Origin of the sequence: Leptolyngbya sp. PCC 6406, assembly GCF_000332095.2 — a bacterium.
Classification (GTDB): domain Bacteria; phylum Cyanobacteriota; class Cyanobacteriia; order Phormidesmidales; family Phormidesmidaceae; genus PCC-6406.
Genome location: NZ_KI913949.1, coordinates 194,373 through 212,988, shown reverse-complemented (window position 1 = coordinate 212,988; position 18,616 = coordinate 194,373). Strand labels below are relative to the sequence as shown.

The window sequence follows — 18,616 nt, the reverse complement described above, 5'->3', positions numbered from 1 at the left end:
AATTCAAAATTCAAAACTCAAAATTCCTGTCACCCCCTGCATTGGGCGCGGAAACCGCGCCCCTACCCCAAAACCCTGCATCTGGCGCGGCATCTTTGCTTCGCGAATGCACCCTACGGGATATTTAATTCAAAACTCAAAACTCAAAAACCCCATCACTCCCCCACCCCATCACCCCCACACCCCCCGTGCTCTCCATCATCTTGCCCTGCTTGAATGAGCTACGCCATGGTTATCTGCCCTACATCCTCGCCAACCTAGACGCCCAGGTAGGAGAGAAGGAGGTGATTGCGGTGGTTAGCCCCAGTCGGGATGATACTGCCGCAGTGCTCCACGACTGGCCCGGAGTCACGGTAATTGAGGCTGATGTCCGTAACCGCGCCCAGCGGCTTTCTGTCGGTATTGCAGTTAGCCAGGGACGGGCGGTTTTGCTGCATCACCCGGCTACCCTACTGCCCCCGGAAACTGCTCTGGCTCAGATCGAAACTGCGATCGCGGATCCCCAAGTCGCCTGGGGCGGGTTCCACCATCAGTTCGATTGGGATCATAGGCTACTGCGCTTTACCTCGTGGTATTCCAATCAAGTGCGATCGCGGTGGGGCCAAATTTTGTATCTAGACCATTGCATCTTTGCTCGCCGCGACCTGTTGCAGAGCATTGGCGGTGTCCCCGATATGGATATCTTTGAAGACACCGCCCTCAGCCAAAAGCTTCAGCAATTTGGCCCCCCCATACTCCTACCCGGCACCGTCACCACCTCCGCCCGCCGCTTTCGCCAACGGGGAGTCTATCGGCAGGCATGGCTGAATCAGCAACTCAAGCTGATGTACCACCTAGGCCAATCGCCAGAGGCCATGAACCGCCTGTATGAGCGCCAGAGCCAGATCAATGTTGCCTACGGCCCTGAACATGGCCCCCCAGTGGCCTCGTCGCCGCCCCCGATGCCCAATTCAGTCATGGATCCCCAAACTTCCAGTCAGGCCAGGGGTTAAACCTCAAGTCGAGCTTGTGGGCAGATAGGATCTTCACGGGGAGGTATCAGCTCCTACAACATCACCCCAACCCCCAATCCCTAACCCTCCATCGGAAGATTCATCCAGTTTTTGCACGGTGCTGTGACCATTTCTACAGATCACGGGGCAGAATGGAGAACTGTAGTGTCCCGAGCAGGCCCATATGACCGCTGACAATCCCATGACTGGCCCCGCCGCTTCCCCCCTAGCTGCGATTTCCCTCAAAATCGTGGGCTTAGTCGCCATCATCTCCGCGATTATCGATTATTTCGTCCTTCTATTGCCCCCAGATTTCCTCAACCCCCAGTGGTTACTGGGCTTAACCACCCAACTAGTAGATCGGGGCATTGTTCCCCTTGTCGGGATTGCGCTGTTGCTGACAGGACTTTGGGTGGAGCGGATGGCGGGCAGCGGTGGTCGCAGGAGCAATTTGCTCCTTGACCTACGGTTTCTGGTGTGTTCGCTGTCTAGCCTACTAGGCATCATTTTTCTCATTATTGTGGTCACCCACGTTTTTAATGTGCGCACCACAAGTCAGGAAGCCCTCGCCCAAGTCAGCCGTGAGGCGGGAGAGGCCACCAGTCAACTAGAGCAACGCTTAGCCGGGGAGTTGTCTCAGCAACGCGACCAGCTCAATCTCCTGTTTCAGGATGATGAATTGCTGCAACAGGCGATTCAAACCGGCCAACTGCCAGAGGAAGTACGCCAGTTCCAAGGCAATCCTGAAGCGCTAGATCAGTTTCTAAATCAGCGTGCTCAGGAGGCACAACAGCGTATTCAAACGGAAATTGGAACCCGGCGAGAGGCGGCGGATCAGCAGGTACGGCGGGAAGCCACAAAGTCAGCCATTCGGGTGGCTACAGGCGGACTGCTGTTAGCGATTGGTTACGTGGTAATCGGCTGGACGGGCCTCCGCCGCCTGATGTCGGCTAGCCGTTAACGCCCGCTCAAACAAGCCCCCTCAATCTTCCGCTTGGGGATTGAGGGCGGTCATGGCAGCCCGCTGACCCACGGCTTGGTAGATATCTCGGAGGTAGGCGGTTACTACGCGAGCATCATTGGCCGGGAGGGGAATGGGGTTGAGCACCTCTAGCGCGGTGTCACCGCTGGGGGTAATAACCACTAGAGAGGAGTCGAGGGGGCGATCGTAGGTCCAAAAACGATCTATTGCGCTGGTCAGAGACCGGCCCAAAGGAGCCATCGCACCTCCCGACGCTTCCTGAATCTGGGGCAAAGCTGCCATTTCCCCTGTTTTTGAAATGCCTTCAGCCGGTTCACTTAACTTACCCTCTGGGGAGACGGTCCGAGATGTGATCTCCTCCTCCTGAGAACCCCTACCAGCACCATCATCCGTCTGAGCACCCGCCATCTGCTGCTGTCGCTTTTGCCTCAGGGCTTCTAGAATCTGGTCCCGACTGCGTCCCCGCAATTGAAATAGAACAAAGGGATCTTCCCGAAAAAAGTCCCCCAACTGGTAGTACACCGCCGCAATATGCTTACAGGGATTCTTGGGATCCGGACAGCTACAGCGAGAATGAACATCAGACAGGGTAAAGGGAAACAGACTCAAGCCATTGCGAGTAAAGACCGCCTCAATGTCCGACGGCATATCCCCCGCCAGTAATTGGGCCGAGAAAATCGCCTGCTGAGACAGGGTGTCAATGACATAGTCCCAGTCCTCATCAGCAAAAGCATCTAGCCAGATCGAGAGTTGGTAGGGCTCAGGAGCCGTGCCCTGAACTAGAGCCACCACCTTCGAGTTTTTATACTGAAGGTCCAGAATATTACCCTCTCGGGCATAGCGCCGCCCCCGCTCCAAACGCTTTTTGAACCGATATTGATTCAGCAGGTCTACCCAGCGCTGAACCCACCAGGCTTCCTGCTCTAGTTCATAGTCAGCGGGAGTTTGGTAACTGGTCATGGGCTAGAGCTGCACTAGGTTGAGGTGGCTACGGGGATCGGTGGTGCGCTGATCACGAATTTGTTCGTATAGAGCCTTTTCCTGATCATTGAGGGACTTGGGCGGGGTGATCACCACCCGCACAAGCTGGTCGCCCCGAGCCCCCTTGGGACTGGGCCAGCCCTTGCCTCGGAGCCGGAGTGACTGTCCAGACTTGACCCCAGGGGGCAAATTCATCGTGACGCTGCCGTCAGGAGTCGGCACCGTAATCTTCCCTCCCAGCACCGACTCATCGGGGGTGATGGGCACCTCACACACCAGGGTCTCCCCCTCCAACTGAAAAACCGGGTGAGCAGACAGGTTCACCACCAGATAGATATCTCCCCGCTGTCGAGTGTAGGGATTCATCTGACCTTGACCCCGCAGCCGCACCTTGGTGCCCTGCTTGGCACCGGGGGGAATGCGGACCTCCACCTCATTACTGCCGATTTTCAGGCGCTTTTGGGTGCCTTTGAAGGCTTCGCTGAGACTGAGGGAAATGCTGGCCTCTTGGTCAAAGGATTGGCCACTGGCTCCAGGCGGGGCTCCGGTGTCAAAGCCAAAGCCGCCGCTCCGGGGGGCTGTGCGGTAAGTGTAATTACCAGGACCGCCCGCACTACCGGGAGCACCGGGTCCGCCCGGACCCCCAAAGCCAGAGCCAAAACGCCCTAGCAGTTCGTTGATAAATTCATCGAAGCTGCCGTAGTTGTTAAAGTCAAACCCGTCAAAATCCGCCGGGTTAGCATAACTACTGCTGCCATTACGACTCGCCTGCTGCCAGTAGCGGCCAAACTGGTCGTATTTTTGGCGCTTCTCCGTATCTGAGAGGACTTCGTAGGCTTCGCTGACTTCCTTGAACTTGGCCTCAGCAGTGCTATCCCCCGGATTGACATCGGGGTGATATTTACGAGCCAGCTTGCGAAAGGCCCGCTTAATTTCATCAGCACTAGCTGTCTTACTGACTCCGAGTACCGAGTAGTAATCCTTGAAGTCAGTCGCTGCCATGGATGACCTCCTAAGACCAAGTGAGCATTACTAGGTGAGCGGTACCAGACTAAAGGATGGGGGCTTCCCCGTCCATGAAGTCGTGCGATTGCGCTCCCCATTCCTTACCAAATTAATAGAACTAGGGGCTGTGGACAATCAAAGCCAGATTCCTGGTTATGGGGCGGTTACAGCCCCTAGCTTGATGCAGTAGGGCGGGCGTGGTCATGTCTACCCCGCAAGCATTTTCCCCGTTAATTATCCACACGCTCTAGGCTATCAGAGCCTAGAAGAAAGCGAGGTTCGGTTCTCTCGCCCAGGGATTGCCCTATTTTCCAACTGCCTCTGTCGGATAGGCCCCTAGTGCTCAGTCAATTCAGGGTTGACGGATGACTGAAATCCTGGAATTTAGTGGGGGTTAAATTTTGAGGGTCTTCGACCCGTCAACATTGTCCTGAAGGAACACTAGGGCAGGATGCGATCGAGAGCCATTTTCAACTCCTCAATCTCCGCCTCGATATTACCCGCCCCCGCCGCCCGACCAATGCACTCCGTCAGATGCTCATCTAAAATCAGGCGCGCTACCCGGTCCAACGCCCCCCGTACAGCTGCAATCTGGACCAAGACATCGGGGCAGGGACGGCTCTCGTTCACCATCGTTTTGATACCGCGAATGTGACCCTCAATGCGAGCCAGACGGTTCAAAATGCGCCGCAGTGACTCAGGATCATGGACGTGGGGGTGGGCATTGCCATGATCCGCGTCCGATGGATGGGAATGGGGAACCGGAGCCAAGGGCACATCACCATCAGCTTGGTCAGAACGGTTGAGGGAGGAGGGGTTGATAATGGTCATGCGGCCAGAGAGAAGGGGGTGGATGGGATATGTACGTGCCGACGGAAGGTGCTCTAAGGGGTGGGAAGAGGAAAACCAGTCAGGGTTGCGAGCTCCTCTAGGGAACGGACACCGGGATGGAATTCGCCGTCAATTTCCCAGGTGGGATAGCCTTGAATGCCCTTATCTTGGCAAAGCTGGGGCTGGGGAGACTCCCCACCGGGATCACATTCCACATAGGGGACGCTGTCTAGGGCTGGGCCAAAGAGTTCCTTTTGGGCCTCACAGTGGGGGCACCAGAAGGCTCCATACATGGTGACACCTTCTTGGATCAGGTGCTCAGTTAATTTGTGCTCGTAGGATTTTTCGCCGTTGGTGGCAGTGGGGAAGAGGGTGCTACAGCCGCCAAGTACAATGCCCATGAGCACTAGGCCACCGAGAGCGAGGTGGATAGGGCGCACTTTATCCCTAAAGGTGACCGGGGGAACGGGTGATGGGGGGTGGGAGGTGACAGGTGGCAGGGGACAGGGGACAGATTTTAGGAATTTTGAGTTTTGAGTTTTAAGTTTTGAGTTTTGAATTGAATGTCTTGTAGGGGCAATCCTTTGCCTGTCCTGTTCGCGTAGCGGCTCCGCAGGAGCAACGAAGCCGTAGGGTGGCTGCCCGGTGGGGGGGTGACCGATATTGGGGCAGTGGACTGGGGTGGAGTTTTGCCCTCCGGTGCTGGGGGCGTGTAGGGAAGAATAGGGCAAATAGGGCATCGGTTTTGGGCGGTGACTTACGGTGGCTTGTGAGTCAAGATTCGGGAACTACGCCCCCTTCACGGGGGACATCCCTCCCTATACTAGCCAGACACTTTGGGTCAGTATGGGCGTATTGGCAATATTGCCCGCCTCCCCCATGGGAATCGATGCAGTGAATGGGGTGGGGGGACTTTAGATCAAGGCATTTGAGCAAGGCATTGGGAGTAAAGCATGGTGATAAGCAAACTCATCTCCGGATATGGACTCTGGCAGCCCCTACTGAGGCAACTCTTGCTGGGGATTCTGCTGGTCGTCTTGGTGTTCACCAACGGGCTTGCCCCTGCTTGGGCACAGGACACTGCACCGACGCCCTCGGAACCTGCTGCTGCCCTTGTACCTGCTCAGAGCTTTGTGGCGGTAGCCGTACAGCAGGTTGGTCCTGCGGTGGTCCGCATCGATACCGAGAAAACTGTTGTCCGAGAAAATCTGGATCCCCTGTTCAACGATCCGTTTTTTCGAGGCTTTTTTGGCGGACCCGATGGCTTTCCCCGCACTCCCCAGCAGGAACTGCTCCGGGGTCAGGGTTCTGGCTTTATCACCACCCCCGAGGGAGACATTCTCACCAATGCCCATGTGGTGAATGGTGCAGATCGGGTCACGGTGACCCTGAAGGATGGCCGCACCTTTGAGGGCACTGTGGAAGGGGTTGATGAGGTCACGGACTTGGCGGTGATCAAAATTGATGCGGCGGACGAGGCCCTCCCCATTGCTCCCCTAGGAAACTCCGATGGGGTGCAGGTGGGGGATTGGGCGATCGCGGTGGGCAATCCCCTCGGGTTGGACAATACCGTTACCTTGGGGATCATCAGTACCCTCAAGCGCTCTAGTGCTGCTGTGGGTATTCCGGACAAGCGTCTGGAGTTCATCCAAACCGACGCTGCCATCAACCCCGGCAACTCCGGCGGCCCCTTGTTGAATCAGGCTGGAGAGGTGATTGGTATCAATACCGCTATCCGGGCCGATGCCATGGGGATTGGCTTTGCCATTCCCATCAATAAGGCTAAGGAAATTAAGGATCAGTTGGCACGGGGCGAGGCCATTGCCCACCCCTACCTAGGCGTGCAAATTGCTTCACTCACCCCCGACATTGCCCAGCGCAGCAACGAGGATCCCAATGCAGGCATGATGCTGCCGGAGGTCACTGGGGCGCTGGTGGTGCGGGTGGTACCCGATACGCCTGCTGCAATGGCGGGCCTACGGCGGGGGGATGTGATTATTCGGGTGGATGATCAGCCAGTGGCTTCTGCTGACGCTCTGCAAACCCTGGTGGAAAATAGTCGGGTAGGCCAAACCCTGCGGCTGACGGTAAAGCGGGGAGACCAAACCCAGCAGCTCCGCGTCAACACCGCCGAACTCCACAGTGAGGATTAGCGCCCTAGTGCAGCGTCAAGACTAAAGATTTGGGTACTCGTAGGTTGGGTGCAACGAAGGGTCACCCAACAGTAGTAAGCCTTGTTGGGTTCCGCTAGCGCTGCACCCAACCTACAAATTTAGGATTGACTGAACACTAGAGAACTAGCTGGGGTCGGGGACGGTGACTTGGGCTTGTAACAGGGGGGCAATCTCTTTGGGGTCTAGGGGCCGGCCTAAAAAGTAGCCCTGGCCATACTCACATCCCCAGTCCTGTAGTTGCCTGAGCTGCTCCTCTGTCTCGATGCCCTCTGCCACAATCGACATGCCGAGGGCCTGCCCCAGTTTGAGAATGGAGCGCACCAGTTTGGTGTTGCGGGTGCTGTTGAGCATCGCTCGAATAAAGGACTGGTCGATCTTGAGGGTATCGACGGGAAACTGGTTCAGGTAGCTTAGGGAGGAGTAGCCGGTGCCAAAGTCGTCAATGCTGAGCTGGATCTGGTGCGATCGCAATTCTTCGGTGAGGGCAATGGCCACCTGGGGCTTATCTACAATGGCACTTTCGGTAATCTCCAGCTTGAGACGACGGGGATCTACCTGGGTTTGCTCTAAGACGCGATAGATGTCCTCCAACAGGGTGGGGTGGGTGAACTGGCGCACCGAGAGGTTAACACTGGCAAATAGAGTCGGGGCCTCCTGCTGCCAGATCTGGAGTTGGTAGCAGGCTCGCTCCAATACCAATATGCCGATGGGGACAATCAGCCCTGTTTCTTCTGCACAGGGAATAAACTCCCCTGGCGACACCATGCCCCCTTCTGGATGCTGCCAGCGCACCAGCGCTTCAAAGCCTGAGATCCGATTCGTTTTCAGGTTAATGATGGGTTGGTAATGCACCAGAAACTCCTGGCGCTCTAGGGCCTGCATCATATCGGATTCCAACTTGAGGCGTTGGCGCGCCATCTGGTGCATTTGCCTCTCAAACACCTGAACATGGCCATGGCCCCGCCCTTTAGCGCGGCAGAGGGCTGTATTCGCCTGTCGCAGCAGTTCTTGAGGGGTCGTTTGGGCGTCTTGAGCTAGGGTAATACCAGCGCAGATCGTTACATAGCGACTGTAGTTTGTGGTCAGCACATAGGGTTGCTGAAAGCTATCGATAACTGCCTGGGCAAAGGCGATGACCGCTGTTTCACCTTGGACGTGGGGCAGCAGATAGCAAAATTCATCTCCCCCCACTCGCGCCAAGACAATGTCGCGACTGAGGAAGGTTTTCAGCCGTTGGACAATAGCCCGGAGTAGTTGATCCCCCACTTCGTAGCCGAGGGAATCGTTAATTAGGTGGAACTGGTCGCAGTTGAGATACACCAGGGCACAGGGTAGCGCCGGGGTGGCCGTCGCGATCTCGGGGGCAATAGCCGCCAGCAAAAATGCCTTACTGGGCAACTTCGTTAAGGCATCGTAGTTGATCATCTGCTCCAGGCGCTTGGTGCGAGCCTTGACCCGTTTTTCCAGCAGGGTATTGAAATCGGTCAGTTGCTGGTTGAGGTGCTGAATTTGCCGCTGCTGATGGTTGAGGCGCACCAGCGATCGCAGTCGCGCCTTCAGCTCAATGCGGTTCACGGGCTTGGTGAGATAGTCGTTGGCCCCGGCATCAAGACTAGCGGCCAGATCCTCCTGGGCCGTCAGGGCCGTCACCACAATGATGGGAATCGCCTGCCAGGGGGGATTGGCACGAATTTGCCGACAGACCTGGATGCCGTCAATCCCCGGCATCATCAGATCTAAAACAATCACGTCGGGGTTCAGGGTTTTGAGCCGTTCTAGGGCGCGGAGGCCACTAGCGGCGTAGTGTAGGTCGTAGTCCTCATCTGCCAACAGGGCTTCTAGGACATCAAAATTATCCGACTCATCATCAACCACCAAAATTTGTACGGACTCAGCCATGGACTCCCCTAGTCGAGATGGTCTTTGACCGGCCTTTGGCTATCGCAGCCTCTAGAGTTGCAGTCAGCTGCTTGAGCCGTAGAGGCTTGGGCAAATAGACATTGGCCCCCATCGCCAGACACCGAGCCTCATCCCCCGGCATCACTAGGGCAGTGAGGACAATAATCGGCACCTCCCCTAGTTCAGGATTGTGGCGAATCTGACGAATTGCCTCCAAGCCATCCATTTCTGGCATTTCCACATCCATCACAATCACATCGGGACATTGGGCCGTCGCCTGCGCCACCGCGTCGCGACCATTGGTCACCCGCACCAGACGATAGCCCTTCGCCGTCAAATACTCCGTGATCGTCTCGGCGTTAGCGTCATTATCTTCCGCTAGTAACACCAAGGGGCGATCATCACCACTCCGCTCCAGGGGCCTTACGGGCAAGGATGGAGCAGGCGAGCCGGTCTGCTGAATGGGTTCAGCACTAGGGCGATAGGGCAGCCGAACGGCAAAACAACTGCCCTGATCGAGGGTACTGTTCACCAACACATCCCCACCATGGAGTTGCACTAGGCGCTCCACTAGGGCTAGCCCCAGCCCCGTACCCTCCTGACGACGGTTAAATTGGCTATCGATTTGGGTGAAGGGTTCAAAGAGCTTACCCAAATCCTCTGTGGCGATACCAATGCCGGTATCGATCACAGCAAAGGTTATGGTGGGGAACGGATTCGTCGGCCCCGCCTCACAGGTCACCTGGAGGCTCACCTCGCCCCCCGTCTCCGTAAATTTCACCGCGTTGCCTAAGAGATTGACCAACACCTGCTGCATCCGCCGCTCATCGACCTGAATAAAACGGGGAATACCTGCCAGACTAGGGGGTCGGAGGCGAATGCCCTTGGTATTGGCAATGGGCTGCACTAAGGCCAGACTGCTCTCACAGAGACTACTCACCGCCACGTCCTCCCGGTTGAGGTCGAGTTTGCCCGCCCCAATTTTCGAGAGATCCAAAATGTCATTAATCAGGTCCAACAGGTGACGACCGCTGCGCTCAATGGTGGCAAGGGATTTAGCTTGGGCTGGGGTGAGGGAGCCGTAGATCTCTTCCTGGAGGGCTTCAGCCATGCCCAGCACCGCATTCAGGGGTGTCCGCAGTTCGTGGCTCATATTGGCCAAAAACTCATCCTTGAGACGAGCCGCCTCAAGAACCTTGGTGTTGATACGGCGGAGCTGGATCTCCGCCTGTCTACGTTCCGTAATGTCTAGAGCGGTGCCCACATACCGCTGGATCTGACCCAGGTGGTCAAAGATTGGCTCCCCATAGGCTTGGATATAGCGCACCCCCTTGGTGGGATGCTGAATGCGATATTGCACATTGATATTGTGTCCCGTACTAATGCTCTGGTGGAATTGCTGGGTTAGGACTTTGAGATCCTCGGGATAGGTGAGTTGCAGCAGTTGCTCAAAGGTGGGGGAACCCTGGGCTGAATCTAGACCGTACATACGAAAGGCTTCCTCAGAGAGGTGGGTCTGGCCCGTCGCCGGGTCTAGTTCGCCGCTACCAATGTTGGCAATGCGCTGGGCCGTGGCCAAGTGGGCTGTTTTCCGTAGGAGTTCCTGCTCTGCTTCTTTGTTCTGGGTAACATCCCGCGCGGCGGCGTAGATCAGCCCATCCGTCAGGGTCGCCCGCCATTCCAGCCAACGGTAGGTACCGTCTTGGCAGCGATAGCGATTGATAAATACCGTCAGGTCTTGGTCTTGGAGCAGTTCCGCTAGGGCCGATTGGGTAATAGCTAAGTCTTCGGGGTGAACCCAATCAAGGGCGGGGGAGCCCAGCAAGCCCTCCAGGGGATAGCCTAAGGCTTCTTCCCAGGCTTGATTCAGACGGCGAAAATGGCCCTCCTGATCAATGATGCAAAGCAGGTCTAGGGCCACTGAGAAGAAGCGATCCATTGCCATGATTTTGGCCTGAAGAATCTGATCCGCTGCGGATTGTTCCGTCCCGCCCCGGTGAGGGGCGTTACTGTCCTGGAGGGCGCGGGTTTGCTGAATGACCCGTGCTGCTAGATCTGCGGTGAATTGTTGGAAAGACTGAGCGGCTTGCATCGCTTGCCATCGGTGTTGCAGAGTGATCTGGCTCAGTAGTCCCACTACTGACCCGCTGCCATCGACAAGGGGCAGATAGGGGGTGTTCTGGGTTTGCATTCTCCCTAACACCTCGATAATGTCCAGATCTTCCAGTCGGGGGGGGGGCGAAGTTAGGGGAGTCATCACTGTCTGCAAGGGCAGATTCTGCCAAGGATCCTGGGTCAGGCTCCAGCGCAGTAGGTCTTGGGTACTGAAGGTACCAACGGGAACATGGCCTGCCGTCACGAGCACACAACTGGACCGCTCTCGGGCCATACTCACTGCTTGGCCTGCCGGTGCGATGGCCATGGGCGTAGCCACCCCGGAGGGACTAGACTGACCCTTGCGGGCCAGCGCACTTCCATCCTTCGGTGCGCTGTCATTCGCTATACTGGCGGCGGCCATCGCTGCGATCGCGGTTTTCACCAAAACCGTCTGATCCATCACAATGGGATCAGCAAACCACGCTTCCCCGAGTTGCCCTGACAAAGGGCTCATTACGGAATCAATAGAATCAAGGGGACGGTCCGGACGCTCTTGAGCATGAAAGGAAGCCATGGTTAGGGAACTCCAAAAACCTGGCATTGAAGAGGCAATAGCCTGTATTAGAGGGTCCACCAGTGGTTCCAATTCTAATTCAGTTGCTCCCTTGTTGCTCTCCATAAAGACTCAGCCCTAGGTCTAACAGCAACGATGTCATGATTCACTGTCATGATTCACTCTCCCCCCAGCTAAACCGCTACAACCCTTGATCCCTGGTTCACAGGTCGGGGGGAATGGGAACAGTGAAGTAACGATTGCCCTGTGGCAAGCAATCCTATTTGATTTCCAAAGAACGTCGTAGCGTAGGTTGAGGAGCGTTCGCGCCGTGTCTCCACCAGGAAAAAAACACGAGGATGCTTCCTCAAAGTTCATGCAGGGTTGCCATATGCAGTACTTGTTGTGTTTACAACCTCTTGTGTTTACAACCTCTTGTGTTTACAACCGGAGGTGCTGTCTTCCCCAACCAGGGAATCCTTGAGATCGCAGTAGATCACAGTGTCGCCCCAATTTAGGAGAGTAACAAAGCCGGATGAGTGCTTCTCACCCCCACCCCGCCCTGGATGACTTTCTCGAAAAGATGTCGCCCCACGTGACCGCAACCTTTACCGGGTCACAACTGGAGGCCATGGAAAAAGCTCTGGAAAATCGCCGTTGGCAACGCCACCCGGTGGATCTTCGCCTATCCATCCCCTTTATTTGGAAACGGTTTTATATCGTTGTCGTAGCGGGAGAAGAACGCCGCTCCCCCGATCGCCTCCGTAAAGCCCAAGCTATCACCCCCCTCTGGACCCCTGGCAACCTGATTGTTCTCTGTACCATCACAGGCATGGGGATGCTAGCAGTACTGGCCGTCATTTTGCTGGCTCAACTCGACTGGCGCAGCCTCGCCCGTCAAAATCCCTACCCTGCCGGCATTCCTTTTAAGGAGAACCAGGAAAACTGCGAAGCTAGTGAGCGAATTTGGCAAGACGGCGAATGTATCGACTATGAACACGATCCCGCGTTCTAAACTTCTGTACTGCAAATGTCCACAGACAGGCTATGGAGTTGCATGAGTTCAAGACTGTCGCTAATTATGGTACTGGGGTACGTTGGCGACGGGATTGGGTTTCCAGGTAGATCAGCAGGGCATTGACATCGGCGGGGTTGACGCCGCCGATGCGAGAGGCTTGACCCACCGTGAGGGGGCGAATCTGGGTTAGCTTTTCGCGGGCCTCCTTCGAGAGGGTTTCAATGGTGCGATAGTCCAGATCCTCCGGCAGTTTGCGGTTGGTGTTGCGGCTGATCTGATCGATCTGGGCCTGCTGGCGGTGGATGTAGCCCGAGTATTTGATGTCGATTTCCGCCCCTTCCTGCTCTGCTCGGTCTAAGACCCCATTGCCTAGGCCATAGCGGACTAGATCTGGGTAATGGAAGCCGGGACGGCGCAGCAGATCCGCCAGGGTAATGGAACCCTTGATGCGCTGGCCCGTATCCGCTGCAATGTGTTGGCCGATGGGGTCGTTCTCCTTGAGGCGGGTTTCGTGGAGCCGTTCCTTTTCCGCCACGATCTGGGCCTGCTTGTGCTGGAACAAGTGCCATCTGCGATCGCAGATCAGCCCCAGGTCTCGCCCCAGGGGAGTCAGTCGCTGGTCCGCATTGTCCGACCGCAACAGCAGCCGATATTCCGACCGGGACGTAAGCATCCGGTAGGGTTCCCGTAGATCTTTGGTACAGAGGTCATCCAAGAGGGTGCCAATGTAGCTCCCCTCCCGAGGCAGCACCACCGCGCTGCGACCCTGGGCGAGACGGGCGGCATTGATACCCGCCACAATGCCTTGGGCAGCGGCTTCCTCGTAGCCCGTGGTGCCATTGATTTGCCCCGCGCAAAATAGCCCCGCTACCCGCTTGGTCATCATTGTTGGGTAGCACTGGGTCGCGGGGAGGTAGTCGTATTCCACCGCATAGGCGGGGCGCAGCATAGCGCACTGCTCCAATCCGGGCAGCGATCGCAACATCGCCAATTGCAGTTGCTCCGGCAACCCGGTGGAGAACCCCTGCACATAGATTTCGGGAATCTCGCGCCCTTCTGGCTCCAGGAAGATCTGGTGGCTTTCCTTATCGGCAAAGCGCACAATCTTGTCCTCAATGCTGGGGCAATAGCGCGGCCCCTTGGCATCCACCCAACCGCCGTACACCGGGGACAGGTGCAGATTTTCCCGAATCAGGCGGTGGGTTTCCGCCGTAGTGCGGGTGATGTGGCAGGGCATTTGCTCTCGCTCTACCCACGCCTCGGGGTCGAAGCTAAACCAGCGATCGCCTGCGTCTCCTGGCTGAGGTTCCAGGCCAGAAAAGTTAATGGAGCGACGGTCCACCCGCGCCGGAGTACCCGTTTTCAAGCGTCCGGTTTCAAAGCCCAGACGATTTAGGGTCTCCGTCAGCCCCGTAGCGGCAAACTCTCCCGCCCGTCCAGCGGGCATGGACTTGTTGCCCACCCAGATGATGCCGCCGAGAAAGGTGCCCGTGGTCAAGATCACCGCTTTGCAGCGGAAGGCGACGCCGAAGTAGGTTTCCACCCCCACCACGTCGTCGTTTTTCCCCAGCACCAGATCCGTGACCATCCCCTCGCGGATGACCAAATTCTCCTGGTTTTCTACGATGGTCTTCATCACGGCGGCGTATTCGCGTTTGTCTGTTTGCGCCCGCAGTGCCCAGACCGCTGGACCTCGGGAACTGTTCAGCACCCGTTTTTGCAAATAAGTGCGATCGCTAACCTTGCCGATCTCCCCCCCCAAGGCGTCTACCTCGTGGGCCAACTGAGATTTTGCTGGCCCCCCCACCGCCGGATTACAGGGCTGCCACGCAATCTTGTCCAGGTTCAGCGTGATCATCAGGGTGCGGCAGCCCAGCCGCGCCGAGGCCAGCGCCGCCTCACAGCCAGAGTGACCGCCGCCGACCACTACGACATCAAATTCGTCTAAAAATTCCAGGTCACCCAGCGCCGCCATATCTAACCCATTGAGGCCCATTGAGGCAAATTGAATTGAGGCAAATTTAGAAGGGGCTCAAACCCACCGTCTTCCAATCTTAACGGCTGGTGTTAGGAGAATCGTGAAGGGGTTGAGGTCACCGTGAACGTTGTTGCTTGATGTCCTCTGACCGATAAGATTTGGGAACACCGAGGCGGTCTGGGAAACCCTGAGCCACCATAGGAACATCCTTCATCGGGCTGTGATCCCCTACCTTCCGTGAGTGACGATCGCCAAAACCTCAAACTGCTATCTACCCTCCACTACGTCATGGGGGGCATCACCTTTGCGACCAGTCTCTTGGCCTTGCCCTACATCGGGATTGGACTGTTTGCCCTCCATTCCCCGGAGACCTTTGAGAATGGGGAGCCCTTTTCCGCCTTACTCTACGGCTGGATGTTTGTGGGCATGGGGGCGCTGTTTCTGCTGTGGGGGGTGGTTATTGGTATCCTCACCCTCCTATCCGCAAGGGGGTTGGCCAAACATCGTCGCTATTGGCTGAGCTTCATCGTGGCCTGTATTGAGTGCCTCTCCGTTCCTTTGGGAACAGCGCTGGGGGTCTTTACCTTGATTGTCCTGTCCCGAGATAGTGTCAAAGCCCTGTATGGGAAGGGTTAGGGGTGATGGGGTGATGGGGTGTTGGCGAAGCCTGCCCGAAGGGCTTAGGGGTGATGGGGACAGAAAGTTTTGAGTTTTGAGTTTTGAGTTTTGAGTTTTGAGTTTTGAGTTTTGAGTTTTGAGTTTTGAGTTTTGAGAATCTCCCGTAGGGGAGCGGTTTCCGCGCCCAATGGTGTTGGGGGGTGTTTCTGGTGCCCTGGCTCTGCCTGGGTACCTCTGTTGGAGGCTCTGCCTCCTCTGTGTTCCGTAGGGGCAATCCCTTGCCTGTCCTGTTCGCGTAGCGGCTCCGCAGGAGCAACGGAGTCGTATAGCCCTTCGGGCAATAGCCTCCGGCATGGCTACGCTAAGGCTAACGCTAGGGCGGAGCCTGCCCAGAGGGCATAGGATGGTTGCCCTTGTGGCCCGGTGACCCGTTGTGGTGGGCTCGTGGGTGTTATTGAATTGCACGTTCCTTAGCGCGACAGCGGCAACCCTGGAAAACGGTGGCGGCGGATCATGATCACCTCAATTTCAAGATCGTTGTAGTCGTCTAGGGCGGTTTGATCTTCAAAGCGAATGTCGTAGAGGTCGCCGTTTTCGTAGACGGCGCGGTAGGCTTCGGCCCCGTAGGCTAGGCTCCACCCGCCATTGTCTGGGCGGCGATGGTCCCCCGCAAAGTAGTAGGTAAAAAAGCGGCTCTCAAAACCTAGATAGCGCCACCCCGTTGCCTCATTGCTGTAGATTTCGTCTACCTGTTGCGATGGGGGCGGCAGTTCATTGATGGGGCGGGGGGGCGCGTTTTCCTTAAAGACCCGCAGGCGCTGATCAAATAGGGCGTCGCCCCCGACAATGCGATACCACACCTCATGGCGTAGGTTCGGGCCAGCGGGCCAGAGGGAAAAGCCTGTGGCGTCGGGGCGGGTTTCCACTGCTCTGGTGCGTAGCACATTCACCAGAGTCGGTGGGCGATCTCCCGGTACCGCTGGACGCACTTGGGCCTGGGCTAACCCAAGGGTTAATGCCAGCGCGATCGCGGCTAGGGCTATCACCAGCCCAGGGCGAAACCGACTACCCATGGGAAGACCTCTGCGCAGATTTTGCCCATACCTTAGCTCAAAATCCTGGGGACGGTCTCGGAGTTTTTCCCGTATGCAGCCCTAAATCCTGGGGGGTCGCCCTGCGCCCAGGGGTGATGAAGCAGTTGGAAGGGGAGATCATGGGGGAGGGGAGATCATGGGTCATGTAAGTTAAACAAAATTTATAAATCCTATAGGGATAGGTAAATTATTGGAGCGCGGTGCGACACTGAAGGAAGTTCGCCCTGAACCTATCGGCAGAGAAGCAAAAGTCCTATGGTTGTCGCTGCATCCCCCTTCGTCGAGACTGTGCCCGAATCTATTGAGGGAATGCCTCCTCTGGCGGGCTGGGAAACGGCCATCGATACGGCCACCCAACGTCCAGACCCTGTGTTTCTAGATCGCACGAACCTACGGCTGAGGGATATCTCGGCGGGTTTTGCGATCGCGCTGCATATGCACCAGCCAACGATCCCCGCTGGACCAGACGGGCAACTGATCAACCATCTCCAGTACATGTTCGAGCATCCCTATGACGGGGACAATCACAACGCGGGTCCCTTTGCCTATTGCTACGCCCGCCTGGGGGACTTTATTCCCGAATTGGTGGAACAGGGCTGCAATCCCCGCGTCATGCTGGACTACTCCGGCACCCTGCTGTGGGGCTTTCAGCAGATGGGGCGGAATGACATTCTCGACAAGCTGCGGCAAATCACCTGCGATCGTACCTACCAACCCTATGTGGAATGGCTGGGCACCCTCTGGGGTCATGCTGTTGTACCCTCCACCCCTATCCCTGACTTGATCTTGCAGATGCGGGCGTGGCAGCACCAGTTCGCCGCCATCTTTGGTCTTGATGCCCTGGCGCGGGTGAAGGGTTTTTCGCCCCCAGAAATGCACCTGCCCAACCACCCCGACACCCTCTACGCTTTTGTCGAAGCTCTGCTGGACTGCGGCTATCGTTGGCTGCTGGTACAGGAACATACGATTGAATCCCTCACGGGGGCAGGCGTCGCCCAGCCCCACCTGCCCCACCGTCTGCGGGCACGCAACAGCCGAGGAGAGGTGCTGGAAATTCCAGTGCTGATCAAAACCCAGGGGTCTGATACCAAGCTGATCGGTCAGATGCAGCCCTATGCCGAAGCCAAAACCCTGCGCCCCCTGCCCCTAGGCGCGCAATCCGTACCACCCCTGGTCAGTCAGATTAGCGATGGGGAAAATGGTGGGGTGATGATGAACGAGTTTCCCGGAGCCTTTAAGCGGGCTTGGCATGAAATACGCCAGTACGGCAGTGGCCGGGTGGGCACCGTTGGCATCAATGGCACGGAGTATCTGGAACTGCTGGCGGCGGCGGGCATCACCCCCGAGGGCTTTCCCCTCTGTCAGGCCGTGGGTCAGCATCGTCTCTGGCAGGAAACTGGCGATATCGTGACACCGGAAGGGGTGAAATCTGCGATCGCAACCCTGAAATCCCAAGAGGGTGGGTTTCAAATGGAAGGGGGATCCTGGACTAGCGATCGCAGTTGGGTCGCAGGCTACGACAACGTCATGCAGCCCCTCCAGCGCCTCAGTGCCCGCTTTCACCAAACAGCGGAACACCTGGGCGATCGCCGCTCCGCCCGCTACCACCGCGCCCTACTCCCCACCCTGTTGCTGGAAACTAGTTGCTTCCGCTACTGGGGTCAGGGAAGCTGGACCGACTACGCCCAAACCCTCTACCGTCAGGGTCTCGCCGCCCTAGTGCAGCATCAAGGTTGAATTTGTAGGCTGGGTTAGCGCTAGCGTGACCCAGAAAGCCTGTACTGATGCTGGGTCGCACTTCGTTTGACCCAGCCTACGCCAGATGAAGGTCAGCGATGTACCAGCGGGGGGTGCCGTCTTCGGTGTGGAGGGCGATCGCACCTAACTCAGTCAGGCTGTCGAGGCAGTCTTGGATGGCTTTTTGTTTGCGGCTGGCGTTTTTGAATTGGGCTTGGACTTGGGCGATGGTCCATTCGCCGCCTTGGGTGCGGAGCAGGTCGCGCACGGCGGAGAGTTGCTCTCGGAAGGAGGTGGGGAATTTCTGTTGCTCGACGGGGGCAATGACGGTGGCTTCGGGTTCGGCGACGCCAGCCAGGATTTGCTGGGTGGGCTGCGCTGTGTCGGGGGCTTGGTAGTCGGGGCGGAGCCAGCGGATGTGGCCGTTGCGTTCTTCTTCGGCCCGTTGGGCGTTGAGGGCGACGAGGCGTTCGAGGATGATGTCGTCGAAGTTCTTCCCCTCATCCCCGGCCCTTCTCCCTGGGGGAGAAGGGGGATCGGATCGGTCCCCCTCGCCCTTTGGGAGCTAATCCTGTAGGGGTTTGGAAACGGCAGCAGCCCCTTGTTTAACAAAAAAGAAGCGTTCAATGGCCGTGGCTAAGACTTTGACCCCTGGCC

Annotated in this window: 17 protein-coding genes; 8 read left to right on the top strand and 9 right to left on the bottom strand. The window is 57.1% G+C overall.

Annotated features, from left to right (window positions below; all coding sequences use genetic code 11):
- The 3 genes from LEP6406_RS33975 to LEP6406_RS0200970 form a co-directional block, all read left to right on the top strand.
- The coding region (locus tag LEP6406_RS33975; protein WP_225886383.1) for a hypothetical protein at nucleotides 1-220 on the top strand (220 nt) is incomplete at its 5' end.
- Entirely contained in the window at nucleotides 189-992 is an 804-nt protein-coding gene (locus LEP6406_RS26135) for a TIGR04283 family arsenosugar biosynthesis glycosyltransferase (protein WP_071992181.1), read from the top strand. The genes LEP6406_RS33975 and LEP6406_RS26135, both read left to right, overlap by 32 nt.
- 184 nt (nucleotides 993-1,176) lie before the next feature.
- Nucleotides 1,177-1,953: a hormogonium polysaccharide biosynthesis protein HpsJ gene (locus LEP6406_RS0200970; protein WP_008309886.1), complete on the top strand. Its 777-nt coding sequence runs from the start codon at nucleotides 1,177-1,179 to the stop codon at nucleotides 1,951-1,953.
- Nucleotides 1,954-1,974: 21 nt separating this feature from the next.
- On the opposite strand, the gene LEP6406_RS0200965 is transcribed toward LEP6406_RS0200970, so the two are convergent.
- The 4 genes from LEP6406_RS0200965 to LEP6406_RS0200950 all read right to left on the bottom strand — a co-directional run bounded on the left by LEP6406_RS0200965 (nucleotide 1,975) and on the right by LEP6406_RS0200950 (nucleotide 5,192).
- Entirely contained in the window at nucleotides 1,975-2,934 is a 960-nt protein-coding gene (locus LEP6406_RS0200965) for an SWIM zinc finger family protein (protein WP_008309884.1), read from the bottom strand.
- A gap of 3 nt (nucleotides 2,935-2,937) precedes the next feature.
- Entirely contained in the window at nucleotides 2,938-3,957 is a 1,020-nt protein-coding gene (locus LEP6406_RS0200960; RefSeq protein WP_008309882.1) for a DnaJ C-terminal domain-containing protein, read from the bottom strand.
- Between the two features lie 444 nt (nucleotides 3,958-4,401).
- On the bottom strand, nucleotides 4,402-4,791 hold the full coding sequence (locus tag LEP6406_RS0200955; RefSeq protein WP_008309880.1) for a metal-sensitive transcriptional regulator: 390 nt from the start codon (nucleotides 4,789-4,791) through the stop codon (nucleotides 4,402-4,404).
- 53 nt (nucleotides 4,792-4,844) lie between these two features.
- Nucleotides 4,845-5,192 carry a glutaredoxin family protein gene (locus LEP6406_RS0200950; protein ID WP_155834603.1) on the bottom strand — a complete coding sequence of 116 codons (348 nt, stop codon included), beginning with the start codon at nucleotides 5,190-5,192 and terminating at the stop codon, nucleotides 4,845-4,847.
- Nucleotides 5,193-5,744: 552 nt separating this feature from the next.
- Between LEP6406_RS0200950 and LEP6406_RS0200945 the strand changes: the two genes are divergently transcribed.
- Entirely contained in the window at nucleotides 5,745-6,944 is a 1,200-nt protein-coding gene (locus LEP6406_RS0200945; RefSeq protein WP_008309876.1) for an HhoA/HhoB/HtrA family serine endopeptidase, read from the top strand.
- A gap of 144 nt (nucleotides 6,945-7,088) precedes the next feature.
- Here LEP6406_RS0200945 and LEP6406_RS26130 read toward each other — a convergent pair whose 3' ends face one another.
- Together LEP6406_RS26130 and LEP6406_RS26125 are read right to left on the bottom strand one after the other, a co-directional pair.
- Nucleotides 7,089-8,864: a putative bifunctional diguanylate cyclase/phosphodiesterase gene (locus LEP6406_RS26130; RefSeq protein WP_008309875.1), complete on the bottom strand. Its 1,776-nt coding sequence runs from the start codon at nucleotides 8,862-8,864 to the stop codon at nucleotides 7,089-7,091.
- The gene (locus tag LEP6406_RS26125; protein ID WP_008309873.1) at nucleotides 8,857-11,535 is read right to left on the bottom strand and encodes a PAS domain-containing protein; all 2,679 of its coding nucleotides are present in this window, start codon (nucleotides 11,533-11,535) and stop codon (nucleotides 8,857-8,859) included. Before LEP6406_RS26125 ends, LEP6406_RS26130 begins: the two co-directional genes overlap by 8 nt.
- Nucleotides 11,536-12,049: 514 nt before the next feature.
- Between LEP6406_RS26125 and LEP6406_RS0200930 the strand changes: the two genes are divergently transcribed.
- On the top strand, nucleotides 12,050-12,529 hold the full coding sequence (locus LEP6406_RS0200930) for a hypothetical protein (protein ID WP_008309869.1): 480 nt from the start codon (nucleotides 12,050-12,052) through the stop codon (nucleotides 12,527-12,529).
- A gap of 64 nt (nucleotides 12,530-12,593) precedes the next feature.
- Here LEP6406_RS0200930 and mnmG read toward each other — a convergent pair whose 3' ends face one another.
- The gene (mnmG, locus tag LEP6406_RS0200925; RefSeq protein ID WP_027268727.1) at nucleotides 12,594-14,507 is read right to left on the bottom strand and encodes a tRNA uridine-5-carboxymethylaminomethyl(34) synthesis enzyme MnmG; all 1,914 of its coding nucleotides are present in this window, start codon (nucleotides 14,505-14,507) and stop codon (nucleotides 12,594-12,596) included.
- 240 nt (nucleotides 14,508-14,747) lie between these two features.
- Here mnmG and LEP6406_RS26120 point away from each other — a divergent pair, with 240 nt between their 5' ends.
- Nucleotides 14,748-15,146: a hypothetical protein gene (locus LEP6406_RS26120; RefSeq protein ID WP_008309867.1), complete on the top strand. Its 399-nt coding sequence runs from the start codon at nucleotides 14,748-14,750 to the stop codon at nucleotides 15,144-15,146.
- Nucleotides 15,147-15,598: 452 nt separating this feature from the next.
- Here the strand turns inward: LEP6406_RS26120 and LEP6406_RS0200915 are convergent, their stop codons facing one another.
- On the bottom strand, nucleotides 15,599-16,201 hold the full coding sequence (locus tag LEP6406_RS0200915) for a hypothetical protein (RefSeq protein WP_008315920.1): 603 nt from the start codon (nucleotides 16,199-16,201) through the stop codon (nucleotides 15,599-15,601).
- Between the two features lie 276 nt (nucleotides 16,202-16,477).
- Between LEP6406_RS0200915 and LEP6406_RS0200910 the strand changes: the two genes are divergently transcribed.
- Complete coding sequence (locus tag LEP6406_RS0200910) at nucleotides 16,478-17,959, top strand: polysaccharide deacetylase family protein (RefSeq protein ID WP_008315923.1); 1,482 nt, start codon at nucleotides 16,478-16,480, stop codon at nucleotides 17,957-17,959.
- A gap of 76 nt (nucleotides 17,960-18,035) precedes the next feature.
- Here the strand turns inward: LEP6406_RS0200910 and LEP6406_RS33695 are convergent, their stop codons facing one another.
- Complete coding sequence (locus tag LEP6406_RS33695) at nucleotides 18,036-18,227, bottom strand: hypothetical protein (protein ID WP_008315925.1); 192 nt, start codon at nucleotides 18,225-18,227, stop codon at nucleotides 18,036-18,038.
- Between the two features lie 9 nt (nucleotides 18,228-18,236).
- Between LEP6406_RS33695 and LEP6406_RS33690 the strand changes: the two genes are divergently transcribed.
- Nucleotides 18,237-18,536, top strand: a complete 300-nt coding sequence (locus tag LEP6406_RS33690) for a hypothetical protein (RefSeq protein WP_051463591.1) — start codon at nucleotides 18,237-18,239, stop codon at nucleotides 18,534-18,536.
- The last annotated feature ends 80 nt before the right edge of the window (nucleotides 18,537-18,616 follow it).